The sequence below is a fragment of the Paenibacillus sp. FSL E2-0177 genome (assembly GCF_037992975.1).
GTDB classification, from domain to species: Bacteria; Bacillota; Bacilli; order Paenibacillales; family Paenibacillaceae; genus Paenibacillus_AQ; species Paenibacillus_AQ odorifer.
Map to the genome: position 1 here is coordinate 2,068,708 of NZ_CP150307.1, position 14,461 is coordinate 2,083,168.

Here is a 14,461-nt window from a genome sequence, read left to right on the forward strand (position 1 = left end):
CTCCTTCGAGGTTGATTTTGGCCAAAAGTGAACCGTCCTATAGTTAGGACGGCACAGTTAATACCTGTATGTTAGCCTATGATACAAAATGGGTATTAGTGTATGTCCCATCTTAAAATTATAGAAAAAAATGTCTGTTTTGTGATTTAAGTCTTCGTTCGACAAGAACATGAGGTTCAGGATAATGACTTCTGCTCATCAGCTCCAGCTCCTGATCAGTGATATTGTGCTTGACTACGACAAAATGGTACATGATTTCATGCACTACATTTGCTTGAAGGGTCTTTAGTATTTCTAGTTCTTCAGTTTCGTAAAGCGGATCTTCATAAGGGTGTTGATAGAATAACTCCATCCGCAGCAACCGATAATCGAAGGGTGGTGCGGGTACAGGGTAGTCTGGAATAGCTGGGCATACTGGACCGGATGGGGGTTGGAAGAAGGATCCTGTAAAATGCCGGGGGGTATATTCGTCAAACTTCTGCTTAAAGGAAGGATTGGACATATGGGCAAAGCTGTGGGCATAGGGTGCTAGAATGCAAACAACTGCTTTATGGATGCTAATTCTGTGAATTTCCGCCATGGCTGTGAATAAATTGTCCACATAAGGCAGTACACGGCTAGCCATAACAAACTCAGCACTATTGTCAGGGAGAGGAATCTCTTGGCAAATATCGCAGACAATATCTACAACAGGACCCGCGATCCGATCGATCCCGAGATAACCTGCTTCCTTATTAGATCCACAGCCGATATCGATTTTCAAGGGGCTCACTCCTTTGGGATAAATCAGGCTCACACTATTGTATTAATACCGCTGTAGCCTGCATCCGACGGATGCCTAATAGAGGCTGGAAGTTATCTAAAATTACTTCATATGAAACTTTCATAGAGTGGTTAACGTTATAAGAGTATACTTATGAAGATGACTTTGAAAATAATCGCCACATAGAGGAGGCACTCAACATGAAAAAACAACGTTCATTACCCGCCATAGCAGCGATTGCTGCCTTAACATTTGCCTTAACCGCTTGCGGTGGGAATAATTCGGCACAGACTTCAGGAGAACCGACTGCAACACCTTCTCCAACACCAACCGAGAGCGCAAGCACTGCTGAGCCTACTGAAGCTCCAAGCACTCCCGTACCCACTGAGAACCCAAGTACAGCCACACCAACCGAAAATCCGAGCACAGCTAAACCTAGTTCTACTCCAAAAGCAGAAGGTAAAACAATAAAAATGACGGCCGTTTATATCGGACAAATAGATAGTCATTCCGTTGAGATTGCGACAAAAGAAGGCCCAACCGCTTTTGAGATTTCAGCTGGAATGGAGAGTATACTTGATACTTTGAATTCAGATGATTCCGTAGTTATTGAATACGTGGAAAAAGCAGTGGAGGGCGATCCGTCCGTCAAGCAACGTGTGCTAACAAAGCTGGCTCTAGCAAAATAATTGAATGTATTGATTTGTAAATAGAGGGTGTCTCAGCAATCATATAGTGGTTGCTGGGACACCCTCGTATTTTTTAAGCATAGTTCTTGCTCAAAACACTAAACTTTGTTTGATCGATCACAGTCCGCATACCTAGCTGCATCATTATGGATCTAGCAGCCCCACTAACGGAACTAGTAGCACCACTATGGATATAGCAACCCCACTAACGGAACTAGTAGCACCACTATGGATCTAGCAGCCCCACTAACGGAACTAGCAGCACCACTATGGATCTAGCAGCCCCACTATTGGATCTAGCAGCCCCACTATGGATCTAGTAGCCCCACTATGGATCTAGCAGCACACTAACGGAACTAGTAGCCCCACTATGGATCTAGCAGCACCACTATGGATCTAGTAGCCCCACTATTGGATCTAGCAGCACACTAACGGAACTAGTAGCCCCACTATGGATCTAGCAGCCCCACTAACGGATCTAGTAACCCCACTATTGGACTCAGCATTATCGGACCCAGCAGCCCTTAAACGCAGCTTTTCCCTACATTTAATTCGCTATCGGACCCCATAGCAGCTATTGCCATAAAAACCGCCCAATATGATCCTTTTTTAATGCAATAGCGTCACTGGGGTCCGAAACTGTGCTCCAAAGGCGAAAAAAACGTAAATAACGTCATCTGAGTCCGTGAGCCGCGGATGACGGGGAAAACTCAGCATTATCGGACCCAGCAGCCCTTAAACGCAGCTTTTCCCCACTTTTGATTCGCTATCGGACCCCATAGCAGCTATGGCCATAAAAACCGCCCAATAGGATCCTTTTTCGATGCAATAGCGTCACTGGGGTCCGAAACTGTGCTCCAAAGGCGAAAAAAACGTAAATAACGTCATCTGAGTCCGCAAGCCGCGGATGAGGGATAGGATCCAGCATTATCGGAATTATCATCATCGGAATCAGTATTATCGGACCCAGCAGCTCTTAAACGCAGCTTTTATTCACATTTGATTCGCTATCGGACCCCATAGCAGCTATTGCCATAAAAATCGCTCAATATGATCCTTTTTCGATGCAATAGCGTCACTGGGGTCCGAAACTATGCTCCAAAGGGCGAAAATCCGTAAATAACGTCATCTGAGTCCGTGAGCCGCGGATGAAGATGAGGACTCCCCAATGCAGATTTTAGATTCATACATAAATAAAGGTATCCTCACAACCCGCTCAAAGTTGTTGGGATACCCTTTTTAATGAAGTTAGCATGTTTAAAAGAAGCTTAAAGCGTTCCAGCATTGACTAGGAAGGTTGTAATAAGCAGCATAAAGAGTAAGATAATAACACCATTGACTATCGTGCCAATAATGCCAAACACCTTGCGGCGTTTCCGAATGGAAAGCCCAATGATGCCGATGACTACACCGATTACATTAAGAGCAGCCAGAATAATAACCGTTAATCCTAGAAGCATTATGAATTGCGAGGACTGGCTTAATAGTTCGGAATTCTCATTAACCAATGAAGAAGACTTCATTATAATAGAGATAAAGATGGCTGCATAGCCGATGATCGACACGAGACAGATAATGAACGAAGCAATACCAGGTCCAGAATGTTGAAGATCATGTTCTACTTTTTGATGCGTAGATGATAAATCAGCGCTTGGGTAAACCGGATGAGGGTTGGGATTTCCCACCTCTGCCGCAGGTACGTCTGATTTTGACAGAGAATTTAAGTCCATGGTTTGCACTCCTTGAGAGATTAGAATGAAAATGTTGTTAATATCCACTTTTTCATATTGATGCTAAAAAAGCAACCCCTGAATGAGGCAAAATAAAAAATGACTGCTGGAAATAGGAACTGGCATTACGTTATGATAGAATGAGTCTAAAATTAAGGGGGTGTAATCATTTGCAACGGAAATTTATGGCCTGGGGGGCTGTGCTAGCAATGCTGGCAGTAGGAATTGGTGCTTTCGGTGCCCATCTACTAAAACCAGTGATCAGTGAAGACTATATGAAGGTATATGAGACTGGTGTGCAGTATCACTTGGTACATGCGCTGGGGGTAATTCTCATCGCACTGGCTGTGGGCCAATGGGGCGAAAGTGCCCGATTACGTTGGGCGGGCCGATTGTTAATTGCAGGTACCATTTTGTTCTCTGGCAGTTTGTATGTTCTGAGTATCTCCGGAATTAAGGTGCTAGGAGCGATTACACCTATCGGTGGGGTATGCTTTATAATTGGCTGGTTATGCCTTGCGATAGAGGGATTTTCACGTAAAACGTCGTCTTAGTTGTTAAAAAAAGAAAGACCAATAAGCACCTGTTCCCCAAAGAGGGAGGGTGCTTATTTGCTTGTAACGCATGCGCTTACAGAAACTCGTCGATTTCATTTAGATTAAAGCTGTACACCTGCTTCTCATCCACATGGTAGACACTTATAGAGTTGGCTGCTTCATCAAAGTTTAAAATACGACAGGGCATGGACACTTGTTTCCCGTACCGGTTCGCTCGTAAACGTACCAATTGATTATTCTGAATATACTGACGAATCTTCCCGTATGCATCAGCTGGCGTCTCAATGGCCGTTTGCTGTGCAGGCGTTTCTGCCTGTTTTTTTATCGGTGTATCCAGCTGCTTCTTCGTAGATTTTGGAGGCAGCTTTAATGAAATGGGAGGAGCAGAGTTTTGATTCAAAGCTAGTTTAGCGGAGCGTAGCAAGCTGTCAATGGTTCTCCCTAATTCAAGACCGGAATTAATGTTGAAATCTGTGATATGGTCATTATTGTTCAACATTTCGAGCAGAAATTGCAGTGCAAGCGGGTTGGTACGGGCATTAATCAGGATGTCGACGTTAAATAAATAATTGCCGTCTGTGCGTTGTAGTTTCTCGTCCATAAATCCCCCAGCTTTTCGTTTAGAACATCTCTGAATGGTTACAGGAATGTAATTAACTATAACATTAAACATGCAATATTCATATACCCAGGACTACTGGAATAGGGACTATTATACTGCATTTTATACTAGGCATAGGACTACCGTCAGCACACCCACAGGAAAATTAGCATACATATACAACGTGGATAGTGAAAAAAAGGAGGTGCTGCTATTGGTTACTATGGAGCCTATTACAGTAGGTGAACATACGCTGATCGGGGTAGAGGTTAAGCTTCCCAAAACTACACTGCTCTCCATCAGCACGAACCGAGGTTATATTATGTGCGGTGCACTGGATGTCGGTCTCCTCAATGAAACACTTAGTGATCGGCATATCATCGCAGCTCGTGCGGTGGGTGTACGGACGCTTGCCCAGCTTTTAGCTGCCCCGTTGGAGTCTGTAACGATAGAAGCAGAGAGTCTTGGCATCGTACCAGGTATGACGGGTGCGGAAGCGTTACTTCTTATGGTCTGACCGGAAAATTTAACAATTCCAAACAAACGGGGCTTAGGCCCTTTTTGTTTGTGTGCAAGTATTCACATTTAAGCATAATCGGGTGTGTCTTTGCTAATGCTAGAACAAATAAAGGTGTTATGGAAGGCTTCTCCTTGTTTCGTATTACAGGTAAAAGGGTAAATTAAGAATAGACAAGTTACTACCGGACGAAGGAAATAGTAACCGGTAAATATAATGGATAAGGTAGGGATCATCTCATGGCTAAAGCATCGAATAAAGTAAATACAACTTCACTGGAACAGATCATGAATCGTCAGGTTGCTAACTTAAATGTCCTGTACGTAAAAATTCATAACTTTCATTGGTATGTCAAAGGAGAACAATTTTTCTCCCTTCATGTGAAATTTGAGGAATTATATAATGAAGTAACCCTTCAAATGGATGAAGTAGCAGAACGCTTGCTAACCATCAAAGGCAGTCCGGCAGCAACATTGAAAGAATATTTGGAATTAGCTACAATTCAAGAAGCTACAGGTAAGGAAGATACACGGGGAATGGTTCAGTCTCTGATTGAAGACTTCGCCACCATCTCTGAAGAGCTGACAGAAGGCATCGAGCTTGCCGAAGAAACCAAGGATCAGCCAACCTCAGATATGTTCATTAAAATCCGTAGTGATCTGGAGAAACACCAATGGATGCTACGTTCGTTTCTTAGCTAATCATTAAGCAGTTTGAATAAGGCTTCCTGCGGGAAGTCTTATTTTTGCGTAGTCTTATGTTTAATGAAAATCTTCTCTGAGTCACAAGTGATTAGCTAAAGAGAAATTTGTAAAAAAACAAGGTTTGATATAAAATTAGTGAGAATCATTGATAATCATTGTGATTCAATTTATAATAATTATAATGTGATAGAAAATCTAATTGTGCTGGGAATCAGGATTATCCTGTTTCAATACAACTTTTGATTTCGCAAATCGATCAATGGAGGGAATAATATTATGGCAGCAGAATTTGTCATTGAGGGTCTTAAAGCGACGATTGAGGGAAAAGAAATTTTGAAGGGGATTAACCTTCAAATGAAAGGTGGCGAAATTCACGCCATCATGGGACCAAACGGTACAGGTAAAAGTACTTTGGCTTCGGCGCTAATGGGTCATCCTAAATACGAAGTAACTGATGGAACTGCAACTCTTGATGGTGAAGATCTTCTGGAGATGGCTGTTGATGAACGCGCACGTGCAGGTCTTTTCCTTGCAATGCAATATCCAAGCGAAATCTCTGGAGTAACTAACTCCGACTTCTTGCGTTCTGCCATTAATTCCCGTCGTGAAGAGGGAAGCGAAATCTCGTTGATTCGTTTTATTCGCCAAATGGAAGCAAAGATGAAAGAACTAGATATGAACCCTGAGTTTTTACACCGTTACTTGAACGAAGGCTTCTCCGGTGGTGAGAAGAAACGTAATGAAATTCTACAAATGATGATGCTGGATCCAAAAATCGTGATCTTGGACGAAATTGACTCCGGTCTTGATATTGATGCTTTGAAAATTGTAGCTGAAGGCGTAAACTCCATGCGTAGCGAAGAACGCGGCTTCTTAGTTATTACCCACTATCAACGTCTTTTGAACTACATCAAACCTGATTACGTTCACGTTATGATGCAAGGTAGAATCGTGAAATCCGGTGGTCCAGAGCTTGCACAGCGTCTGGAAGCAGAGGGTTATGAATGGATTAAAGAAGAACTCGGAATTGAAGATGAAACTGTAGGGCAAGAAGCGTAAGAAACGCCAGGAAGGAGGAGACCACTATGACGACACAGACCATTCTTCCGGTGGATGCCGAACGCTTGAGCGAATTATCGCACAGCAGCGGCGAACCGGGTTGGCTGAAAGAAAGCCGCTTGAAGGCACTAGAATTGGCAGCTACTCTGACACTGCCTAAATTAGAGAAGACACGGATTGATCGTTGGAATGTCAATAATTATGGTAGCTATAAAGCAAGTGAACCTTTTGCTTCGCTAAGTGATGCACCTGCATCTATTTCTTCCTTGATTAAGGATCAGGAGGAAGGCAGCCTGATTATTCAACGCAACTCTGGTGCAGTATATACACGTATCGCTCCTGAGCTTGCAGAACAGGGTGTTATTTTTACTGATCTACAGACAGCTGTTAAAGAACACGGAGATTTGGTTCAACGTTACTTGCATAAAGCCATTCAGCCAGACGAACATTCTATCGCAGCGCTTCATGCTGCATTGTGGAATGGTGGAGTATTCCTCTATGTTCCTAAGAATGTTGTTATTGAAACTCCGCTTCAAGCAGTGCTGTTAACGGATGATGCGGAAGCTACTTTTGTTCCACACATTCTGGTCGTAGCTGATACTAACAGTTCCGTAACCTATGTAGACAACTACGTATCGGATAAAGAAGAAGCTGGACTACACAATGGTGCGGTAGAGGTATTCGTGGGCGCTGGCGCTAAAGTTCGTTATGCTACAGTGCATCAGCTTGGTGTAGATACTACAGATGTAACTTATCGCCGGGCTGTTGTTGAGAATGACGGAGTCATCGAATGGATCGTTGGTGAGATGAACTACGGAGATACTGCGAGTGATACCAAGTCTGTGCTTAAAGGCAACGGTTCTAGCTCCGATGCTAAAGTAATTGCAGTAGGTACGGGATCACAGAAACTGAATTACACCACTCAAGCTCAGCATTTTGGCAAAAGCACACCAAGTGACATGATCACTCGTGCAGTTATGCGTGATTCTGCTACTTCTATCATCAACGGAATCACCAAGATTGAGAAAGGTGCTACTAGAGCGGACGGCCAGCAAACGGAAAAGGTATTGATGCTGAGTCCAAAAGCCCGTGGTGACGCCAATCCGATCCTGCTTATTGATGAAGATGATGTTACAGCCGGCCATGCCGCTTCCGTAGGACAGGTCAATCACGAGCAAGTCTTTTACCTAATGTCCCGCGGAATTACACGGCATGATGCAGAGACTCTGATCATCTACGGCTTCTTGGCTCCTGTTGTGTCACAAATTCCACTGGAGGGACTGCGCAATCAGCTCCAATCTCTTGTGGAAAGGAAGTTAGTGCAATGATTAGCAACGCCATCCGGGAGCAATTTCCCATACTGAACCAAAATGTGAACGGACATCCACTGGTCTATCTGGACAGTGCTGCTACTTCACAGAAGCCTCGGAAAGTAATTGAGGCGGTCAAGTCGTATTATGAGTGGGATAACGCCAACGTACACCGTGGCGTCCATACTTTAGGCAGCCGAGCAACCGATGCCTACGAGGGAGCCCGGGAGAAGCTAGCTAAGTTTATTAACGCCCGCAGCACTAAAGAAATTATCTTTACACGCGGAACAACTACAGCATTAAATCTTGTGGCCTCTTCTTATGGACCCTCTGCTGTGGGTGAAGGCGACGAAATCGTCATCACCTTAATGGAGCATCATAGTAATCTGATTCCATGGCAGCAGCTCGCTAAGAAGACAGGTGCTACATTAAAATATATACCGTTGCAACCTGATGGAACGGTTACGTTGGAAGCTGCCGAGCAGACGATTACGGATAAAACCAAGATCGTTGCTATCGCTTATGTATCCAACGTTATGGGAGTAACTCATCCTATTAAAGAGCTTGCGGCTATTGCTCATCGTCATGGTGCAGTAATTGTCGTAGATGGTGCACAAAGCACACCACATATGAAGGTCGATGTGCAGGATCTGGATTGTGATTTCTATGCACTATCTGGTCATAAAATGCTCGCACCCACCGGAATTGGCGCTTTGTATGGCAAGAGAGCACTTCTCGAAGCCATGGAGCCCGTCGAATTCGGTGGCGAGATGATCGATGATGTGGGTCTTTATGAATCCACATGGAAAGAACTGCCTTGGAAGTTTGAAGGCGGTACGCCGATCATAGCTGGTGCTGTTGGTCTAGGTGCAGCCATTGATTTCTTACAAGAAATCGGTTTGGATGAGATACACCGCCATGAGAAAGCTCTTGCAGCGTATGCAGAGCAACGTCTGTCAGAGATCGAGGGTCTGACCATTTATGGCCCTCGAAATCGTGAAGTCGGCGTTGTCACCTTTAATCTGGGTGACGTTCACCCGCATGATGTCGCTACAGTGCTAGATGCGGAAGGCATTGCCATCCGCGCCGGGCATCACTGCTGTCAGCCGCTGATGCGCTGGCTGGAAGCCAGCTCTACAGCACGTGCAAGCTTTTATCTTTATAATAACGAGCAGGATGTAGATCGACTGGTGGACGCTTTAATCAAGACAAAGGAGTACTTCAGCTATGAACTTGGATGACTTATACAGACGCGTAATTATGGATCATTATAAAAGTCCTCGAAATCGCGGTTCATTTGAAGATGATGCTCTAAAAATTGAACTGAATAACCCAACCTGTGGTGACCGGATTACTCTTCAGCTTAAGGTAGAGGATGGAATCGTAAAGGATGCCCGTTATAATGGTGAAGGCTGTTCGATCAGTATGTCATCGGCTTCGATGATGACTGAGGCGATCAAAGGACAAACGGTTGAACGTGCGCTTGAACTGGCTGATAACTTCTCCTTACTGATGAAGGGTGAAGACGTGGATTTTGGAGATTACGAAGACATTGAAGCCCTTTCGGGTGTGAATAAATTCCCTGCGCGGATCAAATGCGCAACACTGGCTTGGAACGCACTTCGTAAAGGAATTGACGAAGAAGAGCAACATAAATAACAGTAGAACAAGGAGGCTGACACCATGGCTAAGAAAGCGCCTGATATGGAAGAATACCAGTACGGGTTCCGTGATGAGCATAAATCGATATTCCAGTCTGGTAAAGGTTTGACGGCCGAAATTGTTAAAGAAATTTCAGCAATCAAAAATGAACCACAGTGGATGCTTGACTTCCGCTTGAAATCTTTGGAGCAGTTCCGTAAAATGCCAATGCCAACATGGGGCGGCAATATGGATGATTTGGACTTCGAGGATATTCAATACTATGTAAGACCTTCAGAGAAGCAAGGGAAGACTTGGGAAGAAGTTCCTTCCGAAATTAAAGAAACCTTTGATAAGCTGGGGATTCCGGAAGCGGAACAGAAGTTCCTCGCCGGCGTATCGGCACAATATGAATCTGAGGTAGTCTATCACAGCATGCAGAAGAGCCTTGAAGATCAAGGGGTTATTTTTACAGATACCGACACTGCATTGCGTGAGCACCCAGAGCTTCTGAAAAAATATTTCGGGACGATCATCCCTCCAACCGATAATAAATTTGCCGCACTTAACAGTGCAGTTTGGTCAGGCGGCAGCTTCATCTATGTTCCTAAAGGTGTGAAATGTGAAGTTCCTTTGCAGGCTTACTTCCGTATTAACTCCGAGAACATGGGACAATTCGAACGTACTTTGATCCTTGCTGATGAAGACAGCTTCGTGCACTACGTAGAAGGATGTACTGCTCCAATCTATAGCACGAACTCTCTGCACAGTGCGGTTGTTGAAATCTTGTGTATGAAGAACGCCCGCGTTCGTTATACCACAATCCAGAACTGGGCTCCAAACATCTACAACCTCGTTACGAAACGTGCGGTTGCAGAAGAGAATGCTACCATGGAATGGGTCGATGGTAACATCGGTTCCAAGCTGACCATGAAATATCCTGCGGTTGTTCTTAAAGGCCGTGGTGCTAAAGGTTCAGTACTATCCATCGCGGTAGCAGGTAAAGACCAGCATCAGGATGCGGGTGCCAAGATGATCCATTTGGCTCCAGATACAACATCCACCATTGTATCTAAATCCATCAGTAAACATGGCGGTAAAGTAACTTACCGTGGTCTAGCTTCCTTCGGCCGTCAAGCAGAAGGTGCGAAATCGAACATTAAATGTGATACGCTGATTTTGGATAATGAGTCCACTTCGGATACTATTCCTTACAATGAAATCATGAACGATAACATCGTTCTTGAGCATGAAGCAACCGTGTCTAAAGTTTCTGAGGAGCAACTGTTCTACCTGATGAGCCGTGGCCTCACAGAAGCAGAAGCGACTCAAATGATCATCATGGGCTTCATCGAGCCGTTCACAAAAGAACTGCCGATGGAATATGCGGTCGAAATGAACCGTCTGATCAAGTTCGAAATGGAAGGTTCAATCGGTTAATAAGAGCGCTTATGAATGGAGGCCCGTCCTCCTAACGCTTATATATTTCTTCAAAGCATCCGTAGATATTTTTCTGCGGATGCTTTTTTATTGGCACAATTGAAAAAATCCCCGAATGCTCCGGGGACACACCTTTAATATTTTTAATTATCCATTTCCGGCAACGGCAATTCCACTGAAGGATCTGGCTCCCAGAGATGCCGTTCTAATTGCTGATGCTACAATGGTGTATTGGATCTGGCCGGTAAGCACATCGGTCGAAGGCGGATAGTCGACAGCGGTTATTCCAACCATTTCATATTGGGTCGTTGTATTATTAATGTTTCCGGGGTAGGTTGTACTAAAAATTAATATATTATTGCGGTAAATACTAAAAGTAACATCATTCTGAACTATAATGCTGACATCAACACTAAGTCTGGCAAAAGCATTCAATGTGACTCTCACTAAACCTGCATTGGCAGGGGTAACATTTACTGTCTGAAGTCCAATGTCACCGAAAATTGCACTTGAACGAACTAAATTAAGACTTTGTGAATCCATAGTACTGTCCTGTGAGATCCGCATATCAAGAAACTGTATACTCATCCAATTCACCTAACCTCTCATTGTTGATTTTACATTTTATGAGAGAAAGAATAGAATGGCGCCAAATCATTGGCGGTTTTTTTATATATATAGTAAAGGCTACTGTTTTGCCAGATCATTCACTTCTTTACTAAAAGCCTCTGAATATTGATTAAATTTACCTGCATCAAGTTTTAAGCTGTTATCGTTTGCTTTTGGAGGTGTCTCCTGGATCTGTTTATATAAAAGATCAATTTCTGGGGAAAGCTTGGCCCATATTTTTTTTATAGAATCATACTTAATATCTAACTCGTTCATATATGTATCGTATTCTTTTTTCTCTTCCATGGCTTTGCCAAGCTGTTCGATCGTAAAGTCAATGTCCATGCTCGCTCCTGTACTGCTTGTACCACTTCTAGTGTATGAGATAACATCTACAAACCCAACATTCCAAATGTCAGCAATAACAAAATTGCTTATTTCTCTTAGCATTTTTTCAGGTGAGGGTGCTGTATCAGTTTTTGAGGAGATTTCCCCGAAATTAAACAAGTTTTTAGATTCGTTGATCGCTGTGTTTGCGTCCGTAGGGTTATTGTTATTTGTATTGCTACACCCTGAAAGAAGGATAATGGCGATAATACAAGATAAAACAAGCTGCTTTTTCAATATAGTTCCCCTCCATAATATAAGTAAAAAGTGTTGTATTACTATATTACGGTAAATTGTGGTAAAAGTTTTACATCTGAAGCAAATTTAAGACGGCGAAAAAGTGAACTCTTCGTATCCCGGAATAAATTCCAATAATTATGCAAAAAACCGAATAAAGGTCCTCCTAATATTACACGATGATTACAATAATCATGTAGATTCTTAATTCATCAGGATTAAGGAGGAAACACGAGCATTTTAAGATAACGAGGGTCCTTTATATCATGTAGATGCTGCTTTTTTCCGAAATAACCGCAAAAACGCGCAATTCTCCCCTTTGCCGCATTAAATTATGGATGATACACTGCTTAAAGTCACTAAATTGTAAGCGCTAAAAAAAGCTAGCTTACGATGTAACATTTGCTTTATACAAAAAATTGCTTACTAAGTAAGCCTTAAGGAGGAGAGATATGGATGTTCTCAGGCAACTGCGCGGTTATTATCGGGAGAAGCTGCATTTTCTGATTCTTTCGATTATATGTTTGGCCGCTGCAACTGCAGTGGGGCTGATTACCCCCAATTTGTTAAGAAAGCTGATCGATGATGTTATTGTGCCACTTAAGTTTACAGAGGTGCCAGTGCTCGCATTGAGCGTGTTAGCTGTAGTAATAGTAAAAGCATGCCTGCAGTTTGCACATGGATTTTTTGGAGGACGGCTAGGTAACTTTCTTGCATACCGGCTGCGTAATGCTTGTTATGAGAAGCTACAATTCCTATCTTTCCGTTATTATGATACCGCGAAAACGGGAGATTTGATGTCCCGGCTAACCGGAGATTTGGAAGCGATTCGTAACTTTATCGGTTTCGGTTTTGCTCAGCTGCTGAATGTCTTTTTTATGGTCATTTTTGGTTCGATTATGATGTTCTCACTCAATTGGCAGCTTACTCTAGTAACTCTGATTACGATGCCCATCCTGGCGTTTATTGCGCTAAAATTCGAGTCTAAGATTCACCCGGCCTTTCAAGAGATGCGTCTTGCACTCAGTTCTCTGACAACGGCTGTACAGGAGAATATCACGGGTGTGCGCACCGTCAAATCATTTGCGAGAGAGGCTCATGAAGTAGAGAAATTCTCACACCGCAACGAACGTTATAAGAATAACCAAATTTTTGCCGCTGAGCTATGGAGTAAGTTTTTTCCGGCGATGGAGTTTTTAGCATCGATCAGTGCAGCTATTCTGCTTGGAGTAGGTGGAACGTTAGTTATTAAGGGGAAAATGTCACTAGGCGAACTGGTTGCTTTTTTCAGCTTAATTTGGTACATCATTGGTCCGATTTGGGGTCTTGGATTCCATATTAATAACTATACACAGTCCAAAGCATCGGGAGAACGTGTATTGGAAGTACTTAATCAGAATATTGATGTGAAGGATAAAGAGAACGCCCGTGAACTGGTACCTTCTGAGGTTAAAGGAGATGTAGCGTTTAATCACGTCACATTTGCTTATGGGAACAAAATGCCTGCGGTTACAGACATTGATTTTGAGGCCAAATCTGGTGCGGTTATAGGGTTCCTTGGAGGTACGGGCTCTGGTAAATCGACCATTACACAGCTGATGATGCGTGCTTATGACGTTAATGAAGGCAGCATCACACTGGATGGGATGGACATCAGAGAATACAATGTTCGCAGCTTGCGTTCACAGATCGCGACGGTCTTTCAGGAGACCTTCCTGTTCTCCTCCTCAATTCGCAACAACATCTCCTATGGGTTGAAGAATGTAAGCATGGAAGAAATTATCCGAGCTGCACAACTTGCCAAAGCCCATGATTTCATCATGGAGATGGAAGACGGTTATGACACTGTGGTGGGTGAGCGCGGAATGGGTCTTTCCGGTGGACAAAAGCAACGGATTGCCATCGCTAGAGCCCTGCTTAAGAATCCGCGGATTCTTATCCTCGATGATGCGACCAGCGCTGTCGATATGGAGACGGAGCACGAGATTCAAGCCGGATTCCAAGAGGTCATGAAGGGGCGCACTACACTTATTATTGCCCATCGGATCTCCTCCTTGCGCCATGCGGATCAGATTATCGTCATGAACGAAGGTCATGTGCAGCAGCGTGGTACCCATAAAGAGCTAATTGAAGTGCCGGGTCCTTATCAGGATGTATACCGGATACAGTATGCTGATTATCTGGCCAGAGCGACCGGAAGAGGGGAGGAGTGAGGCA

General features: G+C 43.6%; 15 protein-coding genes. 10 read left to right on the top strand and 5 right to left on the bottom strand.

Features of this window, described 5'->3' with window-relative positions; genetic code table 11:
- Positions 1 to 118: 118 nt before the first annotated feature.
- On the bottom strand, positions 119 to 763 hold the full coding sequence (locus tag MHI25_RS08955; protein WP_076195236.1) for a methyltransferase domain-containing protein: 645 nt from the start codon (positions 761 to 763) through the stop codon (positions 119 to 121).
- Positions 764 to 963: 200 nt separating this feature from the next.
- Here MHI25_RS08955 and MHI25_RS08960 point away from each other — a divergent pair, with 200 nt between their 5' ends.
- Complete coding sequence (locus MHI25_RS08960; protein ID WP_036684361.1) at positions 964 to 1,452, top strand: hypothetical protein; 489 nt, start codon at positions 964 to 966, stop codon at positions 1,450 to 1,452.
- Between the two features lie 1,268 nt (positions 1,453 to 2,720).
- Here MHI25_RS08960 and MHI25_RS08965 read toward each other — a convergent pair.
- Positions 2,721 to 3,182 (bottom strand): hypothetical protein, encoded by a 462-nt coding sequence (locus MHI25_RS08965; protein WP_076301339.1) that lies wholly within the window; start codon positions 3,180 to 3,182, stop codon positions 2,721 to 2,723.
- Positions 3,183 to 3,352: 170 nt separating this feature from the next.
- Between MHI25_RS08965 and MHI25_RS08970 the strand changes: the two genes are divergently transcribed.
- Positions 3,353 to 3,736, top strand: coding sequence for a DUF423 domain-containing protein (locus MHI25_RS08970; protein ID WP_036684358.1), 384 nt, complete (start codon positions 3,353 to 3,355; stop codon positions 3,734 to 3,736).
- 76 nt (positions 3,737 to 3,812) lie between these two features.
- On the opposite strand, the gene MHI25_RS08975 is transcribed toward MHI25_RS08970, so the two are convergent.
- Positions 3,813 to 4,340, bottom strand: a complete 528-nt coding sequence (locus MHI25_RS08975; protein WP_036684355.1) for a hypothetical protein — start codon at positions 4,338 to 4,340, stop codon at positions 3,813 to 3,815.
- Between the two features lie 214 nt (positions 4,341 to 4,554).
- Between MHI25_RS08975 and MHI25_RS08980 the strand changes: the two genes are divergently transcribed.
- The 7 genes from MHI25_RS08980 (at position 4,555) to sufB (ending at position 11,011) form a co-directional block, all read left to right on the top strand.
- Complete coding sequence (locus tag MHI25_RS08980) at positions 4,555 to 4,857, top strand: DUF1805 domain-containing protein (RefSeq protein WP_036684352.1); 303 nt, start codon at positions 4,555 to 4,557, stop codon at positions 4,855 to 4,857.
- A 239-nt stretch (positions 4,858 to 5,096) separates the two neighbouring features.
- On the top strand, positions 5,097 to 5,558 hold the full coding sequence (locus tag MHI25_RS08985) for a DNA starvation/stationary phase protection protein (protein WP_076135846.1): 462 nt from the start codon (positions 5,097 to 5,099) through the stop codon (positions 5,556 to 5,558).
- Between the two features lie 279 nt (positions 5,559 to 5,837).
- Positions 5,838 to 6,620: a Fe-S cluster assembly ATPase SufC gene (gene sufC / locus MHI25_RS08990; protein WP_036684347.1), complete on the top strand. Its 783-nt coding sequence runs from the start codon at positions 5,838 to 5,840 to the stop codon at positions 6,618 to 6,620.
- A gap of 26 nt (positions 6,621 to 6,646) precedes the next feature.
- Positions 6,647 to 7,948, top strand: coding sequence for a Fe-S cluster assembly protein SufD (gene sufD, locus MHI25_RS08995; RefSeq protein ID WP_036684344.1), 1,302 nt, complete (start codon positions 6,647 to 6,649; stop codon positions 7,946 to 7,948).
- Positions 7,945 to 9,171, top strand: coding sequence for a cysteine desulfurase (locus MHI25_RS09000; RefSeq protein ID WP_340395267.1), 1,227 nt, complete (start codon positions 7,945 to 7,947; stop codon positions 9,169 to 9,171). Before sufD ends, MHI25_RS09000 begins: the two co-directional genes overlap by 4 nt.
- On the top strand, positions 9,158 to 9,589 hold the full coding sequence (sufU, locus tag MHI25_RS09005; RefSeq protein WP_036684339.1) for a Fe-S cluster assembly sulfur transfer protein SufU: 432 nt from the start codon (positions 9,158 to 9,160) through the stop codon (positions 9,587 to 9,589). The genes MHI25_RS09000 and sufU overlap by 14 nt, the downstream gene beginning before the upstream one ends.
- A gap of 24 nt (positions 9,590 to 9,613) precedes the next feature.
- Positions 9,614 to 11,011: a Fe-S cluster assembly protein SufB gene (gene sufB, locus MHI25_RS09010; protein WP_036684335.1), complete on the top strand. Its 1,398-nt coding sequence runs from the start codon at positions 9,614 to 9,616 to the stop codon at positions 11,009 to 11,011.
- A gap of 147 nt (positions 11,012 to 11,158) precedes the next feature.
- Here sufB and MHI25_RS09015 read toward each other — a convergent pair whose 3' ends face one another.
- Both MHI25_RS09015 and MHI25_RS09020 read right to left on the bottom strand, forming a co-directional pair.
- Positions 11,159 to 11,599, bottom strand: coding sequence for a hypothetical protein (locus MHI25_RS09015; protein ID WP_076124776.1), 441 nt, complete (start codon positions 11,597 to 11,599; stop codon positions 11,159 to 11,161).
- Between the two features lie 99 nt (positions 11,600 to 11,698).
- Entirely contained in the window at positions 11,699 to 12,244 is a 546-nt protein-coding gene (locus tag MHI25_RS09020; RefSeq protein WP_076277536.1) for a hypothetical protein, read from the bottom strand.
- Between the two features lie 452 nt (positions 12,245 to 12,696).
- Here MHI25_RS09020 and MHI25_RS09025 point away from each other — a divergent pair, with 452 nt between their 5' ends.
- Positions 12,697 to 14,457 carry an ABC transporter ATP-binding protein gene (locus tag MHI25_RS09025; protein ID WP_036684103.1) on the top strand — a complete coding sequence of 587 codons (1,761 nt, stop codon included), beginning with the start codon at positions 12,697 to 12,699 and terminating at the stop codon, positions 14,455 to 14,457.
- Positions 14,458 to 14,461: the final 4 nt, after the last annotated feature.